Annotated in this window: 29 protein-coding genes; 3 read left to right on the top strand and 26 right to left on the bottom strand. The window is 41.0% G+C overall.

Translation table 11 applies throughout. The annotated features are described in order from the left end of the window. Nucleotides 1-6: 6 nt before the first annotated feature. Genes argB through argC form a run of 4 tightly spaced genes read right to left on the bottom strand, consistent with a single transcriptional unit; the run spans nt 7 to nt 3,728 of the window. On the bottom strand, nt 7-903 hold the full coding sequence (argB, locus tag BV60_RS0107440) for an acetylglutamate kinase (RefSeq protein ID WP_197029537.1): 897 nt from the start codon (nt 901-903) through the stop codon (nt 7-9). Between the two features lie 47 nt (nt 904-950). Beyond that, the gene (gene argJ, locus BV60_RS0107435) at nt 951-2,174 is read right to left on the bottom strand and encodes a bifunctional ornithine acetyltransferase/N-acetylglutamate synthase (RefSeq protein WP_029320583.1); all 1,224 of its coding nucleotides are present in this window, start codon (nt 2,172-2,174) and stop codon (nt 951-953) included. Nucleotides 2,175-2,176: 2 nt separating this feature from the next. Next, nucleotides 2,177-2,632, bottom strand: coding sequence for a GNAT family N-acetyltransferase (locus tag BV60_RS0107430; protein ID WP_029320582.1), 456 nt, complete (start codon nt 2,630-2,632; stop codon nt 2,177-2,179). Nucleotides 2,633-2,672: 40 nt separating this feature from the next. Continuing rightward, on the bottom strand, nt 2,673-3,728 hold the full coding sequence (gene argC / locus BV60_RS0107425; RefSeq protein ID WP_029320580.1) for an N-acetyl-gamma-glutamyl-phosphate reductase: 1,056 nt from the start codon (nt 3,726-3,728) through the stop codon (nt 2,673-2,675). A gap of 296 nt (nt 3,729-4,024) precedes the next feature. Here argC and BV60_RS0107420 point away from each other — a divergent pair, with 296 nt between their 5' ends. Next, nucleotides 4,025-5,254 (top strand): argininosuccinate synthase, encoded by a 1,230-nt coding sequence (locus BV60_RS0107420; protein ID WP_029320577.1) that lies wholly within the window; start codon nt 4,025-4,027, stop codon nt 5,252-5,254. 114 nt (nt 5,255-5,368) lie between these two features. On the opposite strand, the gene BV60_RS0107415 is transcribed toward BV60_RS0107420, so the two are convergent. Genes BV60_RS0107415 through BV60_RS0107400 form a run of 4 tightly spaced genes read right to left on the bottom strand, consistent with a single transcriptional unit; the run spans nt 5,369 to nt 8,060 of the window. Further along, entirely contained in the window at nt 5,369-6,133 is a 765-nt protein-coding gene (locus tag BV60_RS0107415) for a LytR/AlgR family response regulator transcription factor (protein WP_029320575.1), read from the bottom strand. Between the two features lie 17 nt (nt 6,134-6,150). Continuing rightward, complete coding sequence (locus BV60_RS0107410) at nt 6,151-6,444, bottom strand: DUF1294 domain-containing protein (protein ID WP_029320573.1); 294 nt, start codon at nt 6,442-6,444, stop codon at nt 6,151-6,153. 54 nt (nt 6,445-6,498) lie between these two features. Then, nucleotides 6,499-7,572 (bottom strand): S66 family peptidase, encoded by a 1,074-nt coding sequence (locus BV60_RS0107405; protein ID WP_081846614.1) that lies wholly within the window; start codon nt 7,570-7,572, stop codon nt 6,499-6,501. A 2-nt stretch (nt 7,573-7,574) separates the two neighbouring features. Continuing rightward, complete coding sequence (locus BV60_RS0107400; RefSeq protein WP_029320569.1) at nt 7,575-8,060, bottom strand: DUF5721 family protein; 486 nt, start codon at nt 8,058-8,060, stop codon at nt 7,575-7,577. A 209-nt stretch (nt 8,061-8,269) separates the two neighbouring features. On the opposite strand from BV60_RS0107400, the gene BV60_RS0107395 reads away from it, so the two are divergent. Together BV60_RS0107395 and BV60_RS21785 are read left to right on the top strand one after the other, a co-directional pair. Continuing rightward, a complete protein-coding gene (locus BV60_RS0107395) occupies nt 8,270-9,106 on the top strand; it encodes a DegV family protein (RefSeq protein WP_029320568.1) in 837 nt (278 codons plus the stop codon). 108 nt (nt 9,107-9,214) lie between these two features. Then, a complete protein-coding gene (locus tag BV60_RS21785; protein WP_051656572.1) occupies nt 9,215-10,390 on the top strand; it encodes a lysozyme inhibitor LprI family protein in 1,176 nt (391 codons plus the stop codon). Nucleotides 10,391-10,481: 91 nt separating this feature from the next. Here BV60_RS21785 and BV60_RS0107385 read toward each other — a convergent pair whose 3' ends face one another. The 18 genes from BV60_RS0107385 to trpE form a co-directional block, all read right to left on the bottom strand. Next, the gene (locus BV60_RS0107385; RefSeq protein ID WP_051656571.1) at nt 10,482-10,838 is read right to left on the bottom strand and encodes an Hpt domain-containing protein; all 357 of its coding nucleotides are present in this window, start codon (nt 10,836-10,838) and stop codon (nt 10,482-10,484) included. 121 nt (nt 10,839-10,959) lie between these two features. Further along, nucleotides 10,960-12,036 carry a peptide chain release factor 1 gene (prfA, locus tag BV60_RS0107380; protein WP_029320565.1) on the bottom strand — a complete coding sequence of 359 codons (1,077 nt, stop codon included), beginning with the start codon at nt 12,034-12,036 and terminating at the stop codon, nt 10,960-10,962. Between the two features lie 69 nt (nt 12,037-12,105). Further along, complete coding sequence (gene prmC / locus BV60_RS0107375) at nt 12,106-12,948, bottom strand: peptide chain release factor N(5)-glutamine methyltransferase (RefSeq protein ID WP_029320563.1); 843 nt, start codon at nt 12,946-12,948, stop codon at nt 12,106-12,108. Nucleotides 12,949-12,954: 6 nt separating this feature from the next. Next, the gene (locus tag BV60_RS0107370) at nt 12,955-13,911 is read right to left on the bottom strand and encodes a DUF1385 domain-containing protein (RefSeq protein WP_029320562.1); all 957 of its coding nucleotides are present in this window, start codon (nt 13,909-13,911) and stop codon (nt 12,955-12,957) included. A gap of 152 nt (nt 13,912-14,063) precedes the next feature. Beyond that, entirely contained in the window at nt 14,064-14,273 is a 210-nt protein-coding gene (gene rpmE / locus BV60_RS0107365) for a 50S ribosomal protein L31 (RefSeq protein WP_026510726.1), read from the bottom strand. A gap of 193 nt (nt 14,274-14,466) precedes the next feature. Continuing rightward, on the bottom strand, nt 14,467-15,096 hold the full coding sequence (sigH, locus tag BV60_RS0107360) for an RNA polymerase sporulation sigma factor SigH (protein WP_029320561.1): 630 nt from the start codon (nt 15,094-15,096) through the stop codon (nt 14,467-14,469). A 51-nt stretch (nt 15,097-15,147) separates the two neighbouring features. Continuing rightward, complete coding sequence (gene rlmB / locus BV60_RS0107355; protein WP_242840958.1) at nt 15,148-16,068, bottom strand: 23S rRNA (guanosine(2251)-2'-O)-methyltransferase RlmB; 921 nt, start codon at nt 16,066-16,068, stop codon at nt 15,148-15,150. A 56-nt stretch (nt 16,069-16,124) separates the two neighbouring features. Beyond that, nucleotides 16,125-16,586 (bottom strand): Mini-ribonuclease 3, encoded by a 462-nt coding sequence (locus BV60_RS0107350; protein ID WP_081846613.1) that lies wholly within the window; start codon nt 16,584-16,586, stop codon nt 16,125-16,127. Nucleotides 16,587-16,609: 23 nt separating this feature from the next. After that, nucleotides 16,610-17,179 (bottom strand): 2-C-methyl-D-erythritol 2,4-cyclodiphosphate synthase, encoded by a 570-nt coding sequence (gene ispF, locus BV60_RS0107345; RefSeq protein ID WP_029320558.1) that lies wholly within the window; start codon nt 17,177-17,179, stop codon nt 16,610-16,612. A gap of 107 nt (nt 17,180-17,286) precedes the next feature. Then, nucleotides 17,287-17,592: an AzlD domain-containing protein gene (locus BV60_RS0107340; RefSeq protein ID WP_029320557.1), complete on the bottom strand. Its 306-nt coding sequence runs from the start codon at nt 17,590-17,592 to the stop codon at nt 17,287-17,289. Beyond that, on the bottom strand, nt 17,585-18,301 hold the full coding sequence (locus tag BV60_RS0107335; RefSeq protein WP_029320556.1) for an AzlC family ABC transporter permease: 717 nt from the start codon (nt 18,299-18,301) through the stop codon (nt 17,585-17,587). Before BV60_RS0107335 ends, BV60_RS0107340 begins: the two co-directional genes overlap by 8 nt. Nucleotides 18,302-18,362: 61 nt before the next feature. Then, complete coding sequence (locus BV60_RS0107330) at nt 18,363-19,571, bottom strand: alanyl-tRNA editing protein (protein WP_029320555.1); 1,209 nt, start codon at nt 19,569-19,571, stop codon at nt 18,363-18,365. A gap of 415 nt (nt 19,572-19,986) precedes the next feature. After that, complete coding sequence (locus tag BV60_RS0107320; protein WP_029320551.1) at nt 19,987-21,717, bottom strand: alpha-amylase family glycosyl hydrolase; 1,731 nt, start codon at nt 21,715-21,717, stop codon at nt 19,987-19,989. Between the two features lie 35 nt (nt 21,718-21,752). Next, entirely contained in the window at nt 21,753-22,568 is an 816-nt protein-coding gene (locus BV60_RS0107315) for a phosphatidylserine decarboxylase (RefSeq protein ID WP_029320550.1), read from the bottom strand. Further along, nucleotides 22,565-23,278, bottom strand: a complete 714-nt coding sequence (locus BV60_RS0107310) for a CDP-alcohol phosphatidyltransferase family protein (protein ID WP_242840957.1) — start codon at nt 23,276-23,278, stop codon at nt 22,565-22,567. The genes BV60_RS0107315 and BV60_RS0107310 overlap by 4 nt, the downstream gene beginning before the upstream one ends. Beyond that, nucleotides 23,257-24,300 (bottom strand): lysylphosphatidylglycerol synthase transmembrane domain-containing protein, encoded by a 1,044-nt coding sequence (locus BV60_RS0107305; RefSeq protein WP_081846612.1) that lies wholly within the window; start codon nt 24,298-24,300, stop codon nt 23,257-23,259. The genes BV60_RS0107310 and BV60_RS0107305 overlap by 22 nt, the downstream gene beginning before the upstream one ends. A 146-nt stretch (nt 24,301-24,446) precedes the next feature. Further along, on the bottom strand, nt 24,447-25,037 hold the full coding sequence (locus BV60_RS0107300) for an anthranilate synthase component II (protein ID WP_029320547.1): 591 nt from the start codon (nt 25,035-25,037) through the stop codon (nt 24,447-24,449). Nucleotides 25,038-25,069: 32 nt separating this feature from the next. Next, nucleotides 25,070-26,548, bottom strand: coding sequence for an anthranilate synthase component I (trpE, locus tag BV60_RS0107295; protein ID WP_029320546.1), 1,479 nt, complete (start codon nt 26,546-26,548; stop codon nt 25,070-25,072). Nucleotides 26,549-26,575: the final 27 nt, after the last annotated feature.

Below are 26,575 nucleotides of genomic sequence, written 5' to 3'. Positions count from 1 at the left end.
TCTCCTTCACGCTTCATCCTGATTTAAATCCGTATCGGGCATAAACATTGTTCCGACACCTTTATTTGTAAAGATTTCCAAAAGCAGGCAGTGCGGAATTCTTCCGTCAAGAATGTGGACTCTGTGAACACCTTCTTTAACAGCATTTGTACAGTTTGCAAGCTTTGGAAGCATTCCTCCTCCGATATTTCCGCTTGCAATAAGTGCATCCGCTTCAGAACAGGTAAGTCTTGAAATAAATGTAGAGGGATCATTAATATCTTTATAAACTCCCTCAATATCTGTAAGAAATGCAAGCTTTTCGGCACTTACAGCCTTGGCAATGGCACATGCAGCATCATCAGCATTGATATTAAAGGTCTCAAAATCCTCGTTCATTCCAACAGGTGCAACTATCGGGAGATAATCATTATCAATAAGATCATATAAAATCTTGGGATTAACACTCTCAACATCACCGACAAAGCCTATGTCCTGTCCACCTGAAAGCTTCTTTTTTGCCTTTAGAAGTCCGGAATCCTTGCCACTTATTCCGACAGCCTTAACGCCGAGTTCCTGGACCATTCTTACCAGACATTTATTGACTTTGTTGAGTACCATCTCGGCAATTTCCATTGTTTCGGCGTCAGTAACACGAAGCCCGTTTACAAATTCAGCCTCTTTTCCCACCTTGCCTACCCATTTACTGATGGCTTTTCCGCCACCGTGTACGATTATGGGTTTAAAGCCTACAAGTTTAAGAAGTGTCACATCTTTGATGACGTTTTTCTGAAATTCTTCGCTTTCCATGGCACTTCCGCCATATTTAACAACGATGATCTTACGGTTATATCTCTGAATATAAGGAAGTGCCTCAATAAGCACTTCTGCCTTTTTCAATACTTCCTGCATGTCCTTGTCCATTATTCACTCCTCCTTGTTTTTAGGAAAACCTCGCTAAGTGCAAAGTGTCAGCTTCTGTAATCGGCATTTATTTTTACGTAGTCATAGGTCAGATCGCAACCCCAGGCAGTAGCCTCCTCGGTTCCCGTATGCATGTCAACCTTGGCAATAACTTCTTCCTCGGACAAGACCTTAGTTGCGTATTCTTCATCAAATTCAATAGGTTCTCCGTTTTTAAACAGTAAAACACTTCCCGCAGCACTCTCGATGGAAAGCTCTACCTTGTCAGGATCAAATAAAACTCCCGAATATCCAAGTGCACAAAGAATTCTGCCGAAATTGGCATCATGACCGTAAATCATTGCTTTTGTAAGTGAAGAGCAGATAACTGATTTAGCAAGCACTCTTGCGTTTTCCTTGGTGTCTGCGTTAATAACGTTTACCGTAAAGAGCGCTGTTGCACCTTCGCCATCACCTGCAAGCATTCTTGACATCTCTTTACATATTGTATACAGAGCCTCCACGAAAACTTTGTAGTCATCATTCTCTTCAATGATCATTGTATTTCCCGCATCTCCGTTTGCCATGACCATCAGCGAATCGTTTGTTGACATGTCTCCGTCAACCGAAATCATGTTAAAGGTATCTACCACAACTGCTCTTAGTGCTTTCTGTAAAAGCTCATGTGAGATTGATACGTCTGTTGTCATGAATGAGAGCATAGTGCACATATTGGGATGTATCATTCCCGAGCCTTTGGCAAGTGCACCTATTCTGCAGACTTTTCCTCCAACCTCAAATTCCATAGCCATCTGCTTGGAATGGGTATCGGTAGTCATAATAGCCTCAGCCGCACCGGTCCCTGCCTCCTCTGAATCAGAAAGCTCTGTAACCATCTTACTTATACCGTTTTTTATGGCATCCATATTCATCTGCATGCCTATGACACCTGTTGAAGCCACAAGGACCGAATTCTCCGGAAGTCCAAGAAGCATTTCAACCTCTCCCGCTGTTTCGGAGCAGATTTTTCTGCCCTGTTCTCCGGTACATGCATTTGCAATTCCGGAGTTTGCGACAATTGCATGAACAGGATGAAGGTCACTCAATATCTCCTTATCCCACATTACAGGAGCTGCTTTTACAACATTACTCGTAAAAACTCCCGCTGCTGTACAGGGTGATTCACTATATATGAGCATCATATCCTTACGGTTTTTATACTTTATGTTAGCCTCTGTGCTTGCTGCTTTAAAGCCTTTAGCTGCTGTTACACCACCTTTAATCTGTTTCATTTTCATTTCTCCTCGTTTCGCACGAATACAGTCTTGTTGTCTTCATTCAGTGTAAAATCGTAATAGTACATATCCGATCTTAGCGTCCAGTTCATTCTCTGCCAGAATGCATTTCCGACTTTATTTGTCACAAAAGCATTGAGGCAAACCTTGTTTATTTTCTCTTCTCTAAGCCTGTCTATACAGAACTCAACCATTTTCTTGCCTATGCCGTGTCGCCTGAATTCTTTATTTACGCATACATGGTAAAAGCTGGCGCGTCTGCCGTCATGTCCGCAAAGAATAGCTCCTACTATCCTGCCATCCTCTACATCAACTGCACTGGTAGTGGGATTTCTTTTTAAAAACATCATAATGCCTTCATATGAATCATCGAGTGTCCTTATGCCAAAGCCCTCAATTGAATTCCACAGTGCATAAACCTCTTCATAATCATCGATAGTCATTGTACGTACCATGACTTTTTCACCTCATCCGTTTACATATTTCAATCTGATATCAGGGAAAAGCGGGAACAAAATCAAGTCCCATACTCTCATCAAGTCCGAAGAGAATATTCATATTCTGTACTGCCTGTCCTGCAGCACCTTTCACAAGATTATCAATAGCACCAACCATGATGATGCGACCCGTTCTCACATCAATCTTAAAACCTATATCCACGTAATTACTGGTCTCAACCCATCTTGTTTCAGGATAAACACCATCAGGTAAAAGTCTTATAAACTTCTCATCCTTATAATATTTCTCATATGCAGCCCTGATATCCTCTTTTGTAGGAAGAGTTCCGTCTTCCTTCTTATTCAGGGTAGCATATTCCGTAGCAAGAATTCCTCTGTTCATTGGAATAAGATGGGGTGTAAAGTTTATCGTAAAGCTCTCTCCTGCCGCATATCCAAGCTGTTCCTCGATTTCGGGAGTATGTCTGTGATTTGCAATACCATACGGCTTTACACTCTCGTTAACCTCACAGAAAAGGTTGGCTGTCTTAGCTCCTCTTCCTGCTCCTGATGTACCGCTTAAAGCATCGACAATGAGTGTTGCCGGATCAATCAGCTTTTCCTTTACAAGAGGATAAGCGGTAAGAATCGAACAGGTTGTATAGCAGCCGGGATTAGCTACGATTCTTGCATTTTTAATATCAGCTCTGTTTATTTCACACAATCCGTAAACCGCTTCATTAATATATTGAGGAGATTTATGTTCTATTCCGTACCATTTCTCATAGATCTCCACATCCTTCAATCTGAAGTCTGCTGACAGATCAATTATTTTTACTTTATTTAAAATCTCATCATTAACAAGTCCTGCGCAAAGTCCCTGAGGAGTTGCAGTGAATATTACATCCACTTTATCAGCAAGCTCATCCATGTTATCATCAAGACATTTTTCATCTATTATTTTAAAGAAGTTTCCGTATACAGAACTGAATCTCTCATCTATATAACTCCTTGAGCCGTACCACACTATTTCTGCCTGCGGATGTGAATAAATAAGCCTTGCTATCTCTGCTCCCGCATATCCTGTTGCTCCGATTATTCCAACCTTTATCATGTCTGTGCCTTCCTTATAAATTGTTCTGAATAATTATAGAATATTGAAAATATTTGCGTGCGAAATTAAACGCACACAATTCATTATAAACTTTGTTTTTCAGTATAATCAACAAATCTGTTTTATGCAAGCATTATTTATATTTATGCACAAAAATGTTTAATATATAAATTTTTATGCATAAAAGTATTGCAATTAGTCATCCATTGTTGTATATTCGGCTTGTACTTAAGAGAACAGAATCCGTTTTAAACAAAAAAATGTATAAAAACGGTGCTTATTAAAAGGAGGAAGTTATGGCTAAGGAAAAGGTAATACTTGCATATTCGGGTGGTCTTGATACAACAGCGATCATTCCGTGGCTCAAGGAGAATTTTGACTATGAAGTTGTGTGTGTATGCATCGACTGCGGTCAGGAAGAGGAGCTTGACGGACTTGAAGAGAGAGCTACAAGCTGTGGCGCTTCCAAGCTCTATATATTAGATGTTATAGATGAGTTCTGTGATGAGTATGTGGTTCCCTGTGTTCAGGCACATGCCGTATATGAGAATAAGTATCTTCTAGGAACTTCAATGGCTCGTCCGCTTATCGCTAAGAAGCTGGTTGAAATCGCAAGAAAAGAAGGCGCAGTTGCTATCTGCCACGGTGCTACCGGTAAGGGTAACGATCAGATTCGTTTCGAGCTTGGTATCAAAGCACTCGCTCCCGACATCAAGATCATCGCTGCCTGGAGAAATGACAAGTGGACAATGGATTCCCGCGAATCAGAAATTGAATATTGCAAACAGCACGGAATCAATCTTCCTTTCTCTGCAGACAGCAGCTATAGCCGTGACCGTAACCTCTGGCATATATCTCATGAAGGTCTTGAACTTGAAGATCCCGGACAGGCTCCCAATTACAAGCACCTGCTGGTTCTCGGCTGCACACCTGAGGACGCTCCCGATGAGGCAACCACAGTTACCATGACCTTTGAAGCAGGTGTTCCGAAGTCCGTAAACGGCAAGGAAATGAAGGTTTCAGATATCATCCGCACTCTTAACAAGCTTGGCGGTGAGAATGGTATCGGTATTGTAGATATCGTAGAGAACCGTGTTGTAGGTATGAAGTCACGTGGTGTATATGAGACTCCCGGCGGAACAATCCTCTATGAGGCTCATCAGCAGCTCGAAGAGCTTATCCTTGACCGTGACACCTATACCATGAAAAAGGATATGGGCAACAAGTTTGCAGATCTTGTTTACGAAGGAAAATGGTTCACTCCTCTCCGAGAGGCTGAACAGGCATTCATCGAATCAACTCAGAAATATGTGACAGGTGAAGTTACATTCCGTCTCTACAAGGGCAACATCATCAAAGCAGGAACATCATCACCCTATTCACTTTACAATGAGTCAATCGCTTCCTTTAAGACAGGTGATCTTTACGACCATCACGATGCAGAAGGCTTCATAAATCTCTTTGGTCTTTCATCAAAGGTTCGTGCTATGAAGATGCAGGAAGTTGAAAAAAATAAGAACAAGTAATACGCTATTTCCAATCCTCCGGCAATTCCCTCGCCGGGGGATTTTTTTGTTATAAAAATATTCACAAAAAATCCTCCTCTTTCAGCTTTATCGCTAACAGAGAAGGATGATCTTTTATTTTTCCTGATTTTGTTGTGCCTTTACTGCAAGGCGCCTGCGTATTTCTTTTATGTTGCCCCTATAGGCAAAAGCAACTTTTATTTTTCTGTCATTATCCATTATAACAGAGCCAAAGGCTTCACTCTTAATATGGTTCACATTAACAAGTGCATTCTGTGAAACGGGACATATGGAATCAAATATCTCGCACTGTTCAAATAAATTGTAGATATCAGTTATGAGGTTAAGCTGTCGTCCCTCGGTAAAATATACGATGAGCCTATGCTCTCCTATCATCTCAGCACAGATTATGTCATCCTGCCTGGCATAGAATGTTTCTTTTTCTCCGCGAAGCTCCAGAGTCGGAATCGGATCTCCAAGACGCTTTTCACATTCAGCAAGCATATCCTCAAGGTCCTTAACTCTTATGGGCTTATCAATAAACAAAAGTTCATCCGTAAGGCCCGTTTTTTGGGCAAGCTCTCTGTAATCGTGCTTTGACGAACACATTACGACATTTTTCAAACCGCCGGCCTCAAACAACAGCTTTGCTACATCCATTCCATTTCTGAAATGACTGTCATCCGTTTCCGGTTCAGCCATATCTATAAAAATAATGTCATAAAGCTGCGGAAATCTCATCAGAGCTTCAATATTCCCATACAGATCAATATAAAAATGTTCTTTTCCTTCCTTCTGATAACGATCGGACTGACGTTTCAAAAGGCGTTCCATCTGTTTTCTGTCAGCGATATTATCATCAAAAACGGCTATATGCATCTTCGAAACCCCTTATTTCATCTAAACAGAACTTCTATCGGAGACATATTTATGCCAACAACAATCGCTATCTGTGCAAGAAGTATTGCCGGCATTCCAACTACAAAATACCAATGCTTCGTCTTATGTCTGAAAATATACATTCCCAGAATACTTCCGATACTGCCCCCCATGAGCGCCAGAATAAAAAATATTGATTCCGGTGTCCTAAAGGCATTTCTCTTTGCCTTCCTCTTGTCACTCCCCATGGCAAGAAAGCTTATAAAATTGATTATTCCAAGATAAGTTAAAATTAATTCCAATGAGTTCATGCCAATTATTCTAACTGATAAAAACCCGCTTCGCAATAATGTGGTGTTCTATTGTCAAAGATATTTTATCCTAAGATCATTACCTTCTGCGCTTACTTTTGCTTCTGCCCCCATGACAACGGGAAGCATCGGATCAATGTGCCCGATATCCGCATCCATAATAACAGGTACTCCAAGTTCTCCGACAACAGCCGTAACTGCATTATAATGGTCAGCTCCCATCATATTTTTTCCAAAAGCGGTAAGAGGTCTTCCTATCACGAAGCCCTTTGCATTGTCAAACCACCCTGCTTCTCTCATATTCCAGATAGCTCTTCTGTAGCTCATAGGCGTAAGGTCGCAGGCCTCAAGAACCCATATAATGTCCTTATATCTCTCATTAAAGCTGCGCATATTGTCAAACCTGGTACCTATCATATTTGCCAGTACGTCCACACAGCCGCCAAGTAAAATACCCCGCATGCTTATTTTTTCGCTTTCACCGGCCTTTACAGCCGTTCCGTTCTCAAATACAAGGTTAGTCAAAACCTTCTCGGAATTATAGTTGTAGGGAACATCAAAATTAACCGTAGAATAGTCAGTAATTTCTTCACCCTTTTCTTCCTTCTCCGGGTCTACAAAACGATCATAGCCTGCAAATTCCGTTTTGGTCCCTTCAAGAAGTGCAACAGCATCCGTCTCCGGTAGCTCCCATTTTTTAGCTAAACCGGAAATACAGGGTCCATAGATTCCCTGAACCTCCGCTATCGTAACAAGAGGAAAAATAAAATTAGTGTTATCGGAATATCCCATATACCACTTCGGTTTTACGTCTCTTAGACTTTCGAAATCAACATGAGTGATTGTTTCATTCATCAGTTCTCCGCCACCTGCGGAAATGATTGCATCCACATCGCTTCTTTTGTAAAAATCCATAAGTTCTGCGGCAGCAACCTTCGGATCAGTATTTATACCGACTCCGTCGTTTTTAAAAAGAGTATCTCCTTCTATTACTTTATAGCCTCTGGTTTCAAGGTTCTTTTTTGCATAAAAGTACATTGAATAATAGGGCTCGCTGGACGGACCAAAGGAGGGGGCTGTAATTCCTATGCTGCATCCGGGTTTAATATAATCAGGTCTTTTTATCATACTCAATAATCCTCCTCGTATTCTATGCGGGCATTGTCAAGAAATCTTTTCATATAATCATCCCATATCGTCTCATAAGACTTATCCATCAAAAATCCGGACAGCGCTGCACCTGTTGTAAGTGTAATGACTCCGTCCTTAAATCTCAGAATAAAAACAAGTGATGATATGTTTGTGTTCATCTCCTCCTGAAGAATGCCCTCTTTTTCCTCAGGAGATATACACATAATAAACTTAAAGCCAAGAGGGGTGTGCTTTCCCTTAATGAGCTCATAACAAACAGGTCTTAAGGTCTTCCATTCGGAGAGCTCATGCAAAGCCTTACCGTCATCCTCATCCCCGAAAAATTCCTTATTCACCCTTCCGTCAATTGTATATGTATTAGCAGTAACAAGTTCTGCACTCTCAAGTAAAAATCCGTCAAACACTTCACTTGCAAGCAGCACGGACATAAACTGCCTTGTATTCTTTATCCTTAAAGCTATCATTATGTATAATCCTTTTGTTCATGTCGTATCATCAGTAAGGGCCAAAACTTTACTTTTGACCCTTACATCATTATATTACTCCACCCCTTAAATGTCGCCATCTTTTATTTTGTTTACCCATATTGCTTTTCATGCTAGAATATGTCGTATAAAATACTACTTGTTTTTCTATTTGTTTTTTACGCAAATTCCGGAGGAATAAATCATTTATGAGTTATAAGATTGTTGTGGACAGTTGTACAGATTTACCCGCAGAATATCACACAGATAAACGTTTTGAAATAATCCCTCTTATCTTACAGATAGGCGATTACACCGTTCTTGATGATGAGAATTTCGACCAGCTTGACTATATCAGAAGAGTTGCGGAATGTGAGACCTGTGCAAAATCAGCATGTCCATCTCCCGACAGATATAAAAAAGCCTATGATTGTGATGCTGACGATATTTATGTGGTAACACTTTCATCAAAGCTTAGCGGCAGCTACAACAGCGCTATTCTTGCAAGAGATTTGTATCACGAAGATATCGGTGAAAAAAATATTCATGTTTTTGATTCTCTTTCAGCCTGCTGTGGGCAGACCAATGTTGCTTTTAAGATAATGGAATATGCCGAAGCCGGTCTCCCCTTCGATGAGGTAGTCGAAAAGGTTTCCGCATATCGTGATGGGATGGATACCTATTTCGTCCTTGATTCACTTGATACTTTGAGAAAAAACGGCCGTCTTACCGGAATGAAGGCAATCGTTGCCACAACCCTTAATATCAAACCTGTCTGCTATGCTATTGAAGGTGAGATTGCCCAGTGGGGCCAGGGCGTAGGCATGAGAAAGGCACTGATAAAAATGTGCGATCTTGTTTCCAAGCGCACCAAGAATCCTGAAGAAAAGACACTTATGATAACTCATATTAACTGCTACGAACGCGCAGAGGTTGTAAAGAACATGATTCTTTCCAAGGTTGCCTTCAAAAATTGTCTGATTGTTGATGGTGCCGGTGTTGCCACAACCTATGCCGGTGATGGAGGAATAGTTGTAACCTGCTGATATTATCAGCAGGTTTTTTCTTTTTTTTGGAAAAAAGTGGTGTATAATGTCAAAATGATGATATTTAATCAGATATAAACATTCGTTTATAGAGGAGGTCATTTTGATATGAAAAAAAGAATCTATCTGGCACTTATCGTGTCCATGGTCGGAATCTGCGGATGCACACCGCATAAGGATTCTGAACAAATACAGGATAATACCGTAATTGAGGAAGAAAATCCCGATACTCAGGGAGAGGCTGATACTCCGGATAATACTGCTGGGGATACAGAATCAGTATCCTCCGATGAAAGTGATATATCTGCCGGGGAAGCAGATGAAGCAACAAGCAGCTCTGAAGATGAGGCAACCGCTTCCGATGATAATTCCGATTCAGAAGATGCACAAAAATCAGAGGCTGACAGCACATCAGAAGCTGACGAATCCGATATAGCAGGTACAGAAGAATCTGATGAAACAGCAGAGAACACTGATACTTCAAAAGACAACGCTGTTATCCCTAAGAATCCTATTGCAGACAGTTTTGTTTTATCAGATGATCTGTGGCATGACTACGAAGATGAGATAAAAGATGCCGTAAAAAAAATATCTTCTTCCGCATCAAGTCTTCAGGATGAACTGCAGGGAATCGAAGCACTGGAAAATCGTTTTTCAGAAGTTGCCCAGAGATCAGAAACTCAGGCAGATATGACCCAGACATCTTATTGGCCCTATGCTGTATGGGATGCTGAGATAAACAGTCTTTGGAGTAGACTTAGTGACACTTTGAAAGGAGCAGAAAAAGACAATCTGCTTAGTGAACAAAGAAACTGGATCGCTATGAAGGAAGAAGTAGTTCTTGAAACTCTCGGTCCCCGTGAAGAAGGCGGAAGCATCTACCCTACACTTGAGAATGATCTTTTAAGCAATATGACAAAGACAAGGTCCTACTACCTCGCCAGTGTTCTTGCAAATGCCACAGATGATACCATCACTCTTCCTGCTCGCGGTATTAGAGGCGCATATGTTGATAACCAGGGTACCGGAGAAGTTTACAGCTCACTGATCATCAAAGAGGGTTGGGAATCCGGCTATGATGCAACTATTTCAATATTCAGACTCGGAAATGTATCCGGTACTGTTGAGGGAAAAGGTACTGACCTGATTTTCACAAGTGAAGACGGCGCCACAACCGGTATAATTCGATATGGCTGGGGCGGTGCAAGCTTGGAGATCACCTCTTCAGGTGCATCATCCATCCTCAAAAAGGGCGATGTTTACGAGTTCAAAATGATTTTCTGATAAAGGACAGACAGAAATTACTGAGTAAATACTATATGATAAAAAACAGTTCACTTGCAAAAAGCAAATGAACTGTTTTTGTTTTACTAAATCAAGCATACTTCTTCAGAATAACAATTAGCTCGTCGTATGACTTTTTAATTTTTTCATAAAGAGGCTCAGAGCCGTCAAGTGACCCTGCCCTTAAGATTTCTGTCAGTTCCAGCACCTCGGGGCGCATACCGTCCAGTGCCAGATTACCTGTAACACCTTTTAAAGTATGACACCCTTTAAAAGCTGCTTCGACATCTTTATTTTCTAAGCCGCATGTAAGCTCCTCAAAGCTCTTATCGTTTAAAAACTTGAGCATGAATTTCTGCACAAGATCCTCATTCCCCATGAAACGTTCTTGGACATCAGTCCAGTTAACTCCCCAATCTAACAGCTCCTGCTTCATCTCTTGGTTCATGTCGGTCTCCTTATCTATAAACGTATGTTTTTATCTGGCTCATCTATAAATAAAAGTTTATAACTGACTGAAGTTTCATGATATTATTTTACCAATAAGCAGTCTTACTGTTAAGTGGTTTTTACATCATATTATTCATGCCTGCAAGTTTTTCCGCCTGACTTGCGGTTGTAAGCGCATCTATCAGCTCCTCTAGATCACCGTCCATTATTGAATCGATTTTATAGAGTGTAAGATTTATGCGGTGGTCGGTAACTCTTCCCTGATGAAAATTATAGGTTCTGATCTTTTCCGATCTGTCACCTGTTCCTACCTGGCTCTTTCTGAGTGCTGCCTCCGAGTCGTGCGCCTTTTGCCTCTCAAGGTCGAATAACTTGGCACGAAGTACCTTAAGTGCCTTTGCCTTGTTCTTGATCTGACTCTTTTCATCCTGACATGAAATCACGATTCCTGTGGGAATATGTGTAAGTCTTACCGCAGAATCGGTAGTATTGACACACTGTCCACCGTTTCCCGATGCTCTGAAAACATCAAATTTACAATCGTTCATATCAATATTTACTTCCACATCCTCAACCTCAGGCATAATGGCAACTGTGATAGTGGATGTATGAATTCTTCCGCCGGACTCAGTTACGGGAATTCTCTGAACACGATGCACACCGCTTTCAAACTTGAGCTTGGAATACGCTCCTGTACCGGACAGCATGAAGCTGACGGATTTCATACCGCCAATTCCGGTATCTTCAACACTCATCGTTTCAATTTTCCAGTTATGTCTATCCGCATATCTGGTATAGACTCTGTACATATCAGCAGCAAACAGAGCTGCTTCATCTCCGCCCGCTCCTGCTCGTATTTCAACAATTACATTTTTGTCATCATTGGGATCCTTCGGGATCATCAAAACTCTGAGTCTTTGTTCAATTAGAGGAAGCTCTTCCTTTGCCAGAGAAAGCTCTTCTCTAAGCATTTCCTTCATATCCTCATCAGATTCAGCCGAAAGAAGCTCTTCACTATCTGCGATTGTTTCTTTGCATTTTTTATAATTGGTATATTCTTCAACTATCGGAAGCAGATCGCTCTGCTCCTTCATCAGCGCCCTAAAACGGTTCTGGTCTGCCGCTACACCCGGTTCACCCAGTTCTCTGGTTATGTCCTCATATCTGCGGACGGTATCTTCTAATCTGTCAAACATAATTTGCTCCTTATCTAAAAACGTATATTTCTACCTGACTAAATATTGTCTTATGTCCGTTTTTCGAAGCTAATAAAAGCAACCGCTGACCACTCTGTCATTCCCTCCGAGATCCTTTATAACCTGAACATCCTTGTATCCGTTTTCTTCCATCAGTTTTCTTACTGCATCACCCTGATCATAGCCAATCTCAAGAAAAAGATATCCGCTTCTGTACAGATAATCCTTTGCCCCTGGTATTATCCTTCTGTAAAACAAAAGGCCATCCTCGCTTCCATCAAGTGCCATGTATGGCTCAAAGGTCTTAACCTCAGGGGCAAGCGTTTCTATCACTCCTGTTGGAATATAAGGAGGATTTGATACGATTATGTCAAATTTCTCTGTATCGGGAGCTTTAGGAAAAATGTCAGCCTTTACAGCCAAAAAGCGATCGTCAAGGCCAAGCTTAACCGCATTTTGCGAAGCTATGGCCAGCGCCGCCTCTGACATGTCTGTCCCCATCGCCCTTGTCTCATTACTGTATTTTAAAAGACTAAGAGCAATACATCCGGATCCTGTACATAAATCCAGAATGTTCATTCCGTCATGTAAAAATCTCAGAGCTTCCTCCGCAAGAGTTTCGGTATCCTGATTCGGAATCAGAACATCCTCCGTAACATCAAACTCAATTCCCATAAATTCCGTATTACCTATAATATACGCAACAGGAATTCTGCTCATTCTCTTTCCTATAAATTCTTCATAGGCCTTAATATTTTCCTCTGAAACCTCAATATCGCCATGAGATAGCAGAGTATTATGGTCGGTTTTACAAACATACTCAAGGAGAAGCCTCGCATCAAGGGAGGCTTCAGATATTCCTACACTATTTAGTTTTTCCACTCCCTCTTTATAAAGCGCTGCATACTCCATTATTTTTCACTCCGCTGTATTATCTTCAAATTTGTATCCGAAGGAATCAGCCAAAAATTCCTTCCAGTCAAACACTGCCTCAACAGACTTCATTCCTACTTCTATCATCTCATCATCAGGTTCCTTGGTGGTGAGCATCTGCAGGCATAGTCCCGGCGCAGATAATATTTTAATAAAAATATTGTTACTTCTTCCGGCAAGCCTGATGATCTCATAGGAAATACCGGCAATTACGGGAATCAAAGCAATTCTCAAAAGTATTCTTAGCGGAATTGATTCAACTCTTATAAAGAAAAACAGAATAATACTTACAAACATGACAAACAGAAGAAAACTGCTTCCGCATCTCTTATGTAGTCTCGTACTCGCTTTTACATTCTCAAGAGTAAGAGGTTTTCCGCTTTCAAGGCAGTTTATACATTTATGTTCGGCACCATGATATCTGAAAAGTCTTCTGATATCCTTCATACAGGAAATAAGCAATATATATATGATAAAAATCAATATTCTCAGTATGCCTTCAAGAAGAACCATCAAAGAATGATTTCTGATATGGCTCTCAAAAATCGAACTGAGGTAATACGGAAGTACCATAAAAATACCGATTGCAAGAATAAAAGAAAAAGCGGTGGTAAGCGCCATGGCAAATTTTTCTTTTCCTTCCTCTGCTATAGGATCCTTGGCAGCTGCTATCTCCTCCTGCCCAAAAAGTGATGCCGAATAATTAAGCGATTTCATTCCAAGGACAAGTGAATCCCAAAATACGAATACTCCGCGAATAAAGGGAATATGCGAAAGTCCCAGACTCTCCGCCTTTCCCAGGTAATGGTCTGTCTCAACAGCTATCTCTCCGTTCTCCTTGCGTACAGCAACAGAGTACATATCCTTATTGCGCATCATGACGCCTTCAAGAACTGCCTGTCCGCCAATTCCAGAATAATGATTTATCTTTTTCTTCCCCATTTCGTTTCTCCTTGATAAAAAGAATTTCGCCTGGTCGTTTTATTTATATGAATCCGTAGCAGATTTTTATCTTATAAGAAATTACTATGTAATTTCTTATAAGATAAAAAGAGGTTGAGGCAGTAGCCTCAACCTCTTAACATTTCCAGTAATTAGTTGTTAGAAGTCATACCATACTTACGGTTGAACTTATCAATACGTCCGCGAGCAGCGGTTGCCTTCTGTGTTCCTGTATAGAAAGGATGGCACTTAGAACAAATTTCTACGTGGATTTCCTTCTTTGTTGAACCTACTGTAAATGTGTTACCGCAGTTGCAGGTAACTGTTGCCTGATAGTATTCGGGCTGAATGTCCTGTCTCATCTTCTCACCTCTTTTATATCAATGATTCTTAATATTTTACAAATATTATACTATAGTTGCAAGCGTTGCTTAATCACAACAGCTTACTCATTGTAGCATATAGTGCTCTTCTTCGCAAGAGTTAATTTATTCTTTTATCGCATAGTATTTAGAGCAATTTATAGCATACACATACAATCAGATTTTATAAACTTCATACATCGGAATTCTTATTTATATATTTGCGTATCTTGTTCTTTAATCTCCAAAGTGCATTGTCCGTGGATTTTTCATCTTTTCCGAGGACCTTAGCTATCTCAACATACCCCATACCGGTCATGTGAAGTTCAAGAACCGCCTGCTCAAAACCGCTTAATTTGTTTTCAATAAAATCCTCGATGTCTCTGGTATTTTCCTTATCAATAAGCATTGATTCGGGATCTCTGTCGATGGTAGCCTCGAGAACCTGATCAAGTGAAAACTCCATATTCTCTTCATGCCCATCCATTTTGGCGTAAAGTGAAATATAGCTGTTAAGAGGAGCATGCTTCTTTCTGTTTGATGCCTGAATGGCTGTATACATCTGCCTGGACACGCACAGATCAGCAAAGGTTCTAAAGCTGGCATCCCGCCCGGCGTCATAATCTCTTATCGCCTTAAAGAGCCCTATCATCCCCTCCTGGATCAGGTCATCTCTGTCAGCCCCCAGAATGTACATGGAAGCGGCTTTGGTTCTGACCATATCCTTGTATTTATTCATGATGTGATCGGTTATATCCGATTCGCCGTCACGAATTCTCATTATCAGTTCTTCGTCCGATTCATCCCCTGTTATTTTTGTCATTCGTATGCCCCATTCGACCTAAAAGATAACGCCCCACTGCTTTTATTTTCTTTATTTTCCGAAGCCACCGCGCTGACGTACTATCTCAAAACCAAGCACGCCTGCTGCCACGGAGGCATTAAGTGAATTTATCTCACCCTTCATGGGAATTGCGGCTATCATATCGCATTTTTCACGCACAAGCTTACTTACTCCCGATCCTTCGTTTCCTATAACAAGTCCGATTGAACCCTTAAGATCAAGATCATACATTGTGGTTCCGTTCATATCCGCACAGACAAACCACATTCCTTTATCCTTTAATTCCTCGATGGTTCTGGCCATGTTCGTAACCTTTACAACAGGAGTGTAATTGAGCGCGCCCGCACTTGTTTTCGCAACGGTTGCGGTAAGTCCGGCAGCACGGTTTTTGGGAATTATCACACCGTGTGCACCGGCAATATTGGCAGTTCTTATAATAGCGCCGAGATTATGAGGGTCTTCGATATTATCAAGCAGAAAAACAAACGGCGCTTCACCTTTTTCCTCCGCAAGATTAAAGATATCCTCAAGCTCTGAATAACTGTACGCAGCTGCATAAGCAATAACACCCTGATGAGCACCGGTCTGTGAGATCTGATCAAGTCTGTCCCTGTTAACAAACTTCATCATGATGCCGGCTTTTTTAGCTTCTTTTCTGATAGTTGCAATAGGTCCGTCCTGGCATCCGTCAAGAATAAACAGTTTATCAATGGTTCTGCCGCTTCTAAGGGCCTCTATTACAGCATTTCTCCCCTCGATTGTAAGGGACTCCGTAGAACCTTCCTCAAAGACCTTGTCTTTTTCAAAGTCTCTTTCTTTGTCAAAATCCTTCCCTACGCCTTTCTCGTCATGCAGATTTCTATATGCGTTTTTACCATTATTTCTGTTTTTAGCTGACTTCATATAACCGCTATTATTATCTTTTCTTTCTTTACTAAATTTTTCTCTCATCGGTACAGTCCGTGCTTCCTTTCCTTTAGCGCAAAACTTTATACATAGATTTTTATTTATCTGTCAATTACAGAAATCCCATCCTGCAGCAACTCGATAAGTCTTGCCATATCACCTTTTAAATATAAATATCCGCATAAAGCCTCGAGCCCAGTTGCCTTACGGTAATCATTGATGCTCTGATTTTTGGCACTTGTATATGACTTTGCATTTCTGCCTCGTTTGTAGGCATCACTTTCTTCATCGGTCAGCTTTGGTTCAAGGTATTCAATTATCCGGGCCTGAGCTGCAGCATTAACATATTTGACCTTTATCTTATTTAACTGACCCGCAGGTCTGTTTGCTTCCTGAACCACAATACTTCTTATAATGATCTCATAAACACTGTCTCCCATAAATGCAAGTGCAAGCGGGCTGTATCTGTTCATAGGCTCTCCGGGAACAGAAAAGCTTTCACGTATCATTCCCGCAAGGTCAGGTACCTGCATATCTTCAGTGTTTTTTTCTATATCTTCCATATTATCCTTTTATCAAATTATGCTTATTTATCAGAATCATTTTTAGCGCAGCCGGGGCATGCTTCGCAGCCTCCCGGTATCTCGCCTGTCTGATAGGTTACATTTTTTGTATAGTACTCAATAGGACTTGCAAGAAGGCATACAGCCTGTGCGGCAATTCCTTCTCCCGCACCGGTAAACCCAAGTCCTTCCTCTGTAGTTGCTTTTACACTTACCTGTTCAATATTGATTCCAAGTGCATCGGCAATATTCTCTCGCATAGTATCAATGTAAGGTCTAAGCTTGGGTGCCTGACACAGAATTGTTGAATCGATATTTTCGATCAGGTATCCGTTTTCCTCAAGCATTCTTCCGACTTCGGAAAGAAGCTTTATTGAATCCGCTCCTTTATATTTCGGGTCGGAATCCGGAAAATGCTTACCTATATCTCCAAGTGCTGCCCCGCCAAGAAGCGCATCACTTATAGCATGAAGGAGGACGTCAGCATCCGAATGCCCGAGGAGTCCCTTCTCATAAGGAATATCCACGCCTCCGAGAATAAGCTTTCTTCCTTCAACTAATCTATGTACATCATAACCTGTTCCTATATGCATTTATTATTCCTCCTCTATAAATGCAACCTTTATATCCAAGATACATTTTGCATTTGTGGACGATACTAAAAAACATCACCAATGTCAAGAAAATTATAGCACTATCTTCAGATAAGAAATAATTCCACCGCGAATACTACCGCGCATGCGCAGACAGCAACTGTGAGAAGACTCTTTTTCCTAAAAGCCAGGATCAGAGCAACAGCAAAGCCCGCTATAGATGCCCTCATGTCATCGGAAGCATGAAGAATAGCAGGAAAAGTCATGGCTGAAAGGGTTGCGTAAGGTACGTAATGTAAAAAAGCCTTTATAAAAGGTGACGTTATTTCTTTTCTGATGAGTGTAAGCGGAAGCATTCTAACCAGGTATGTTACCAGTGCCATCACAAAAATATAGCCGTATATGTTATGCATCTGCAGTCTCCTCCTCTTTCTTTGGGGCAAGGACTGCAGCCACACCCGCAATTACTATTGTCACAATAATTATTCTGAAACCTGATGAAATATTTTTCAGTCCCGGTGCATAAGTAAATATCGTACTCATGACCATGGAACCTATTACCACAAGCATTATCGGTCGTTTTTCTCTTGCATCGGGAATCACAATAGCAAGAAACATTCCGTAAATTGCGAGCCCAAGTGCACTTATAAGTCTGTGAGGCATTATGGAACCTGCAAATGCTCCAAGAAAAGTTCCCATTACCCATCCAAAAACAGAACAGATGATTAGTCCGTAAGAATAAGCCGGATTTAATCTCCCCTTTCTTGTAACACTGAGCGCAAATATCTCGTCAGTTACGCCATAGGCTACCAGGCATCTTGAAAGAGTGCCGATCTTTGGTGATAATTTTTGCGAAAGTGCTGTACTCATCAGCATGTATCGTATATTTACCACAAGCTGTAAAAGTGCCATTTCCGCATATGTCGCATTAGTGCTTATAAGGTCCAGCGAAGAGAACTGTCCCGCGCTTGTCACATTCGATAGGGACATAAGCGATGCCTGAAAAACAGATAATCCTGCTTCTGATGCCTGAATTCCGAACGCAAATGAAACCGCAAGATATCCGAGACAAACGGGAATCGCATTAACAAGCCCCAATCTGAATTCCTTTTTATTTTCCATACTTACTCCTCATATATAAAGATAAACGCAAATTCATATCCTGCTCATACCGGTCTGTTATTCATAATAAATCAAAGACCTTCATTATATCCGCAGCCTTTGCTCCTTCAATGCTTCCCTGTACCATGGCAGGCTTTCCGCCTCCTCTGACCTGAAAGCTTTTTCGAAGTTCACAGAGAACATCATTGCTGTTTAAACCATCTTCGCAGCCTATTATAAATTTGTAATCGGTATCATCATCTCCAAAGAAAACTCCACAGAAGCCACCTCTGTCGGCAACAAGCGAATTAACAACACGCCTTGCCACATTGGAATCAGTTCCTCCATCCGCAAAAAGGCAGGTATTTTTTGTGTCCTTTGCCAGTTTGACAGCTTCCTTTAATAAAAGCTTCTCAGATACTTCGGACAGCTTTCTCTTAAGATCAAAGATTTCCTCCTGCTGCTTCTTAAACTGGTCCGGCACGTTTTCAATTGCAGTAGACATTTCGCCTGCCAGTTTTTGGATCATGGCATGCTCCCTGTAAAAATAATCAAGTGCCCTGAAGCCGCAAAGAATGCTTACTCTTGTTCCGCCCTTATAGTTCTGAGAGGTTATAACTTTAAGTATTCCGATTTCTCCGGTTCTCTTTACATGAGGCGCACAGCAGGCACAGATGTCGTATCCGTCCACTTCTACTATTCTTATAGCTCCCGTAAGTTCCTTTTTGCTGCGGTAGTTTATTCCCGAAAGCTCATTACTGTCAGGATACCGGGCACTTATGACGCGATTTTCATAAATTGCCTGATTTACCTCCCTCTCTATCATGCGTAAATCATCCTCGGAAAGCTGACCGCTATAGTCCATGGTCACAACCTGATCGCTAAGGTGAAAACCTACATTATCATAGCCAAATCGCTTATTAACAATTCCGGAAAAAATATGCTCTCCCGAATGCTGCTGCATATTACTGAAGCGATGATTCCAGTCTATTTTTCCAAAAATCTCAGTCCCTGCTGTTATCTCCTCATCAAGATAGTGATAAATTACATCGTCCTTTATCTGCACATCCAAAACGTTAATTTTTGTTTTTGCGATATCATCCTCATCAGACTTAACGATTCCCCCTTTGTCGGGCGTCTGTCCTCCCTCCTCCGGAAAGAACAGTGTTTTGTCAAATACGGCGATATATGTGTTTTCCTTTTTATCATCTTTGACACAGCTAAGAACAGTAGCTGTAAACTCCGTTCCATATGCGTCTTCGTCATAAAGTTTTATTGTTTGTGAATTCATAATGCCAATTCTACCCCATAAATTGAATTCGTGGAATACCTCAACCTGATTTTTGACATATCTGTTCTAAACTTCACAAGGAATTTCAAATTCTAAACGATATTATAATCATTTATAAAAAATTGATAGCTTTTACTCGCATTATAAGAAAATCTTTTTCCATTGATGTAAAATAAAATCAGGAATAGATATCAAAAGATATCCTGTTCCCTGACGTATAACTTCCTCTTCCGCTGTAAACATCCGCATTATACTTCCGGGTATAACAAGCGTGATCACATAAGTATTTTTAGTAAAAATCACTGAAAACATGAACGTAAAAGAACGTATAACCTCAATAAAATGGAGCATGCAAGAAACATGCTCCGTAATACAAAAATGCCTATTGGCACAATATCACAAAGGTACAATCATTTTATCTTATAAAGCTTTTTACCCAGTTAACGAGAGAATCATGATGAGTATTGTTGTATACATCTCTTCTCATCTGATCTGTTACGTTTCCGTTCTTTTCCATAATTGCAAGAATAGCTTCCTGAAGGCCTGCTATGACGCCATCTTCATAGCTCTTTCCTAAAGAAGTATCCCCGGCTTTGGGCGAAGTCTTTGATGCTGCATCACTAATCTCAGGTGCAGATTTTACCTTATCTGTACCTTTTGTTTCTCCCGCTGCTGATTTCACTTCAGAGCTTTCTTTAAGCTTTTCATCTATGTTGTCTTTTGAAGATAACTTTCCGGAAATCTTGCCTGCTTCCTTTACGATTTTTGGAGCTCCGGCAGCTTTCTTCTTTTCACCCTTATTAACGGGAATCCATATTTCACCTGAGTTTGCCTTAACGCAAACCTGAATATTACCGTATTCTACACTTACCCTGTCACCCGATAGTGCCCCCATGTATTCCGCAAAATCACCTGCGGGAAGAGTGAGTGTGCAGTCGCTGTCATCATTATTTACCGTAACTACTACGCTTCTGCCATTTGAGCTTCTTGAAAAAGCATATTGCTTGTTTTGAAGGTGGAGTTCCTTGTAATCACCGTAGGCGAGCTCGGGATTTTCCCTGCGCACTTTTCCGAGTGCTGCTATAAGTGCTGTTGCGGGATTATTTTTCACAGCGTCCTTATAGTCCCTGATATCAAGTGCGGGACGAAGTGATACATCGGAATGCTTTTCCTTTCTGCCCTCTATTGCAAATTCAGAACCATAGTAAACAGAAGGTATCCCCGGAAGGGTGTACAATAAAATGTGCACCGGAGTAAAATGTGCCTTATTACTTAGCTTTGTATATATTCTTTCAACATCGTGGTTATCAACAAAGTTGTACAGCTTAAAGCCACCTGCTCCGCTTCCTCCCATTCCGTCAAGCCTTCTCTGAGTATGGGCAATCTCAAAATAGTTGTGATCATTGTGGCCCGAATATAACGCTTTATGCATTACATAATTGGTCACCGAGTGAAGCGTTCCTTCATTTACCCATCTCGTATAATCACCGTGAATGACCTCACCCATAAGCCAGAATTCAGGCTTTACTTCGTTGGCTACAGATCTCAGGGTTTTCATAAAATCAAAATCAAGAACATCCGCAGCATCCAGGCGAAGGCCGTCAATATCAAACTCACTTACCCAGAAGCGTATTGTGTCGCATATGTAATCCTTTACTTCAGGATTTCTCTGGTTGAGTTTAACAAGCAGATTGTAGCCTCCCCAGTTGTCATAGGAAAATCCGTCATTATACTCATTATTCCCCCAGAAATTAACGTTGCAGTACCAGTCCTTATAGCGGGAATTTTCTCTGTTTTCCTTAATATCCTTAAATGCGAAGAAATCTCTTCCGGTATGATTGAAAACACCATCCAGAATTACTCTTATGCCCTTGTCGTGACATTTTTTTACAAACTGTTTTAAGTCCTTGTTGTCGCCAAGACGGGAATCGAGTTTTCTGTAATCGGTAGTCTCATAGCCATGTCCTACGGACTCGAATAAAGGACCTATATAAAGAGCATTACAGCCTAGTTCCCTAATGTGATCTATCCAGGGATTAAGTTCCTTTAGCCTGTGCGTAACACCGTCATACTTATTCTCTCTCGGAGCACCAAGAAGCCCCAAAGGGTAAATATGATAAAACACTGCTTCGTCATACCATGCCATTAAACTTACCTCCTCATAAAAGAAAAAATGTCAGTTTATATCCTTTCTGCTACAGCTTCTCCCATTTTCACGGAAGTCTCCATCCCTCTTCTCGTTTTTTCCAAAAGATAAGGCTTAACCTTAATTTTGTCCTTTGGAATCAAGACGATTATTGTAGAGCCACCATACTCAAAATGTCCTTTTTCCTGTCCCTTAATTACTTTGCCTGCCAAAGGCTTATCATTTACAATCCTTCCAACCAGCATGGCACCGACTTCCATCTGTACGCAGGTGCCAAGACCATTTGTGTCAATTATGGAATATTGCCTGCTGTTTTCCGTAAATACAGGTATTTCGGAAAGCGCAACAGGTCTTACGGTGTGATAAAAGCCTTTGATTTTTCTGTCAGCGTGCTTATGACCTCCGGAGAAATAAATATATCTGTGATAATGATCAACACATAATCTGTAAACAAAGCAGTAGCCTCCGTCAAAGCCTGCAGCCAGTTTCTTATCCCTTAAAAGACTTCTTATCGTGAAGGTGCTCTGCTTGGCATTTATTATAAGACCATCCGTTATCCGGTAAACCTTAAGCAGTCCGTCGCAGGGGGCTATAACCGCCTTTTCATCAGGGCTTATAGGCCTTAACCCCTTCTTTATTCTCCTGCAGAAAAAATCATTAAAGGAGTGAATATCATCAAGTATGTAGTCCTCAGTCCGTATCCTGTTTTTTACGGCAAAGGGACCTATCAGCAGCTTTGACAAAGATGAATCCAAAATTATTCCGGACAGATCCGACAAAGGCTTTAGTGTCATGGGTTTCAGGATTACTCTTCCGATTTTCGTTTTATATAAAAATTCAAGTGTATTCATATATTCGTCACAAGTATAAAAATCAATGTCGCAAATTCCACAGCGCCGATTATGGTAATACAGATAAGAAATTTCATACCGGGCTTTGGTATCTTAAAATTACCTATAAAAAGTGTGCCTATAATGAGCAGCACCCAAAAATAGAAAAATGTAAGATCTGCTCTTGTAAAATAATGCACAATAAGTGTCAAAGGAAAAATAATTGCAGCTGCGGTAACGGGAAGACCTGTGAAATATTCTCTTCCCTCCCTTTCCTTCTGAGCGGCTCTCTCAGATGCTGTTGAATTAAAATAAGCAAGTCTGACCAGAGCTGTAAGAATATAGAATGCCGCAATGGATAAGAGGATCACAACCATCCATACATTTGCAGTATTTGCGCTTCCTCTTACCACATCCCTGAATGCTCCGTTTACTCTAAGCTGGGCTATTCCCATGGATACGGGAAGTACTCCGAAGCATATAAGATCGGAGAGTGAATCTATCTGTGCACCGAATTCTTTTTCAAATTCCGTTCTGTTCTTTTTGGTCCTTGCGACCGTGCCGTCAAATGCATCCAGCAGCCCCGAGATCATAAGAAAAACAGCGCCGCCGTAAGGATGTCCGAGACCTGACATCGTAATAATTATGCCTATAGCACCTGAAATAGTAGAAAGATATGTGAGAATAACCGTATAGTCATATACACCTATCATCTTTTTTTCTTTTTCCATAAATATCCTCCAAGTGTTATCAGACCGCTTATCGTAACGCAAAAATAAAATGATATAGCACGACTGACCATATCAAGCTGCATCGCAGCCTCATGCGTCATTATCTTTGAAAATCCGTCTATCATCAGAAAATCCGAAATTCCCATTGCTCCAGGAATCGGAATAAAGTTATAGCCGATGGTAACAAGGCTTTGCTTGGAAAAAAGCGTTATCATATTGCTTTTATTTCCTCCAAGGCACAGATACATAAACATGGGAACCGCTATCTGCGATGCCCTCTGAAGAACGTTAAATATAAACGCCTTACTTAAAATTCTACTTTTTCCGGCAAACATCTTCGCGCAGTTTTCATAGTCTGCCTGTGTTTTATCCAGCTTCGAAAACACCTGATCTTTTACTTTAAATATATTCTTACTTTTCAAGAAGGTCAGCACCTTCCTGATAAAATCAAACACGCTTTTGCTCTTCTTAAGCAATAAATAAAAGAAATATGTAAGAGCTATAAGTATTACAAATCCCACACATATGAATATTCTGGCCACGCTTCCGAATTCTCTGAAAAAATCAGGATTCATAATTATTGATATAATTCCCAGAAATCCAATCGCACAGGTATACATCATCAGATTCAGTATAAGTGTCGCTGAAACCACTCCCGTAGGTATCCCGTCTTCATGCATAAAATACGCGCTTGCCGGCTGACCGCCTGTTGCTGAGGGCGTAATTGCAGAAAAATAAACATCGGCTGTACTGTAAATAATGCCCTCATGTATTTTTTTCTTATAGTTTATTCCTTTTAATATTGAGCATATGGCAACCGCTTCAAAAAACACATAACCCGCAGCACAGATAACCGCGATAGCAAGATATAACGGATTTCCACCTATAACAACTTTAAAAAGCTGTGAAATTGAGAGCGTTTTACTCTCCCTCAGTATTGCCCACACAGTAAATGCCGCAAGCAATAATGAGAACAGCATCCAAAAAATCTTCTTTAAACTGCTTTCTTCAATTTTAGACATCTAAAAAACTTGGCCTTTCTTGCGCCGGAAATAATACCCACAGATAATACTATTATACTAGTAAAAAGTTTCGCATGCAAAACTATCAGTAACAAAAAAGACTGCTGCACCTACTTAAGTGCAACAGCCGGTAAAGCAAAAGAATCTTACAGTTCTATGAAATTTCTTAACATGCGTTTTCCCTCGGGAGTCATAATGGACTCAGGATGAAACTGAACTCCGAAGATTGGATAATCCCTGTGCATTACAGCCATTACTTCCCCATCTGTGGTTGTGGCAGTTACCTGCAGTTCATCCGGCATTGTAGCTTCATCAGCTGCAAGTGAGTGATATCTTGCAACCTTCGTGATATCGGGGCACCCCTTAAACAGAGGGCATTCAAGATCAAGCCTTGCATCGGACTGCTTGCCGTGCATCAGCTGCTTTGCATAAGTGACGGTAGCTCCAAAGGAAGCACAGATGGACTGATGTCCGAGGCAAACTCCAAGGGTAGGGATTTTGGTTCCAAGGCTCGTTACCACCTCCATGCACACTCCCGCATCCTCAGGTCTTCCAGGGCCGGGTGAAAGAATTATCTTATCGGGCGCAAGTTTTTCAATCTCACTGACAGTAAGCTCATCGTTTCTTATTACCTTGATCACATCATTACCTTCGTTTTCCTTCTCCGTAACGATCTCACCGATCAGCTGGTACAAGTTGTATGAAAAACTGTCATAATTATCTATAAGCAAAATCATATCAGGTTAACCTCTCGTAACTATTATTCCGGTCAATTATCCAGTGCCTTTAAGGCTGCTTGGGCTTTATTCATGCATTCCTCAAATTCCTTTTCCGGAACTGAATCCGCTACTATTCCTGCACCGCTTCTTACAAATACTTTTCCGTTTTTCTTATAAACTATTCTAATGGCAATACAGGTATCCATATTTCCGGTAAAATCTATATAGCCTATTGCTCCCCCGTAAATTCCGCGCTTGTTGTTTTCAAGCTCTCCGATAATCTGACACGCACGGATCTTGGGTGCTCCTGAGAGAGTCCCTGCCGGAAGCACGGCTTCTATAGCATCAAGCGCATCCTTATCATCACGAATTTCACCGCGCACGGTTGAGCCTATGTGCATAACATGGGAATAACGCTCTATAGAGTGAAGCTTCTCCACCTGAACGCTTCCGAATTTGCTGATCTTTCCAAGGTCGTTTCTTCCAAGATCTACGAGCATATTGTGTTCCGCAAGCTCTTTTTCATCAGCAAGGAGTTCTTTCTCAAGCCTCTTGTCCTCTTCTTCACAAGCTCCTCTGGGTCTGGTACCCGCAAGAGGGAATGTATGAAGCACTCCGTTTTCAAGTTTAACAAGCGTCTCCGGTGATGCTCCGGCAACCTCCATCTCTGTTCCGGAAAAATAAAACATATAGGGTGAAGGATTAATTGTTCTGAGCATCCTGTAGGTTTCAAAAAGGCTGCCCTCAAAGGGTGCCGCAAAGCGATTCGAAAGAACTATCTGGAATATATCTCCCTCAAAAATATGATGCTTTGCTTTTTCTACCATGGCACAATACTGCTCTTTTTCAAAAAGCGGTGTAACGGCGCCAAGGAGTGTGCCTTTAGTATTCATATCCTTTTCACCATTGTGAAGAAGATCAGAAAGCTCCTGAAGATCTGCCTTCGCCTTTTCATAAGAAACTAAAAGCGCCTCGGTTTTGTTCTCAGCATCCAGCTTCATGTTCACAATAAGGATAATTTTCTGTTTGGTATTATCAAAGGCAATAACCTTGTCAAAAAGCATAAGGTCCATATCCATAAAGCCTTCTGTATCCTCAGCATTTCCTCTGACGCTCGGCTCACTGTAGCCAAGATAATCGTAAGAAAAATATCCCACCATTCCGCCTGTAAAGGTCGGCAGATATGACAGTCTTGGGCTCTTATACTCAGACAGGATGCTTCGTAGACATTCAGAAGGGTCACCTTCTATTTCCTTTGTTTCTCCGTTTATATCCGTTATTTTGATGACACCGTCCATACAGGTGATATCCATCTTGGGCTCAAAGCCAAGGAAGGTGTATCTTCCCCAGTTTTCGTTTGCCTGCGCTGATTCAAGCATGTAAACATGATCTGATGCTTTTTTCAGAATACGCATCGCTTCAATCGGTGTTATAAAATCGGATAGTATTTCCGTGCTCACAGGAATTACTTTGTAATCACCGGAAGAAGCTATTTTTTCTATGTCTGTAAATTCAGGTAATATTTTCATATTGATTCTCCGTAAGTTCCTACTTTT

It is taken from the genome of Butyrivibrio sp. AE3004 (assembly GCF_000703165.1).
GTDB lineage: Bacteria > Bacillota > Clostridia > Lachnospirales > Lachnospiraceae > Butyrivibrio.
Note: the sequence above shows the minus strand (reverse complement) of the source record. Positions and strands in the feature narration are given on the sequence as shown.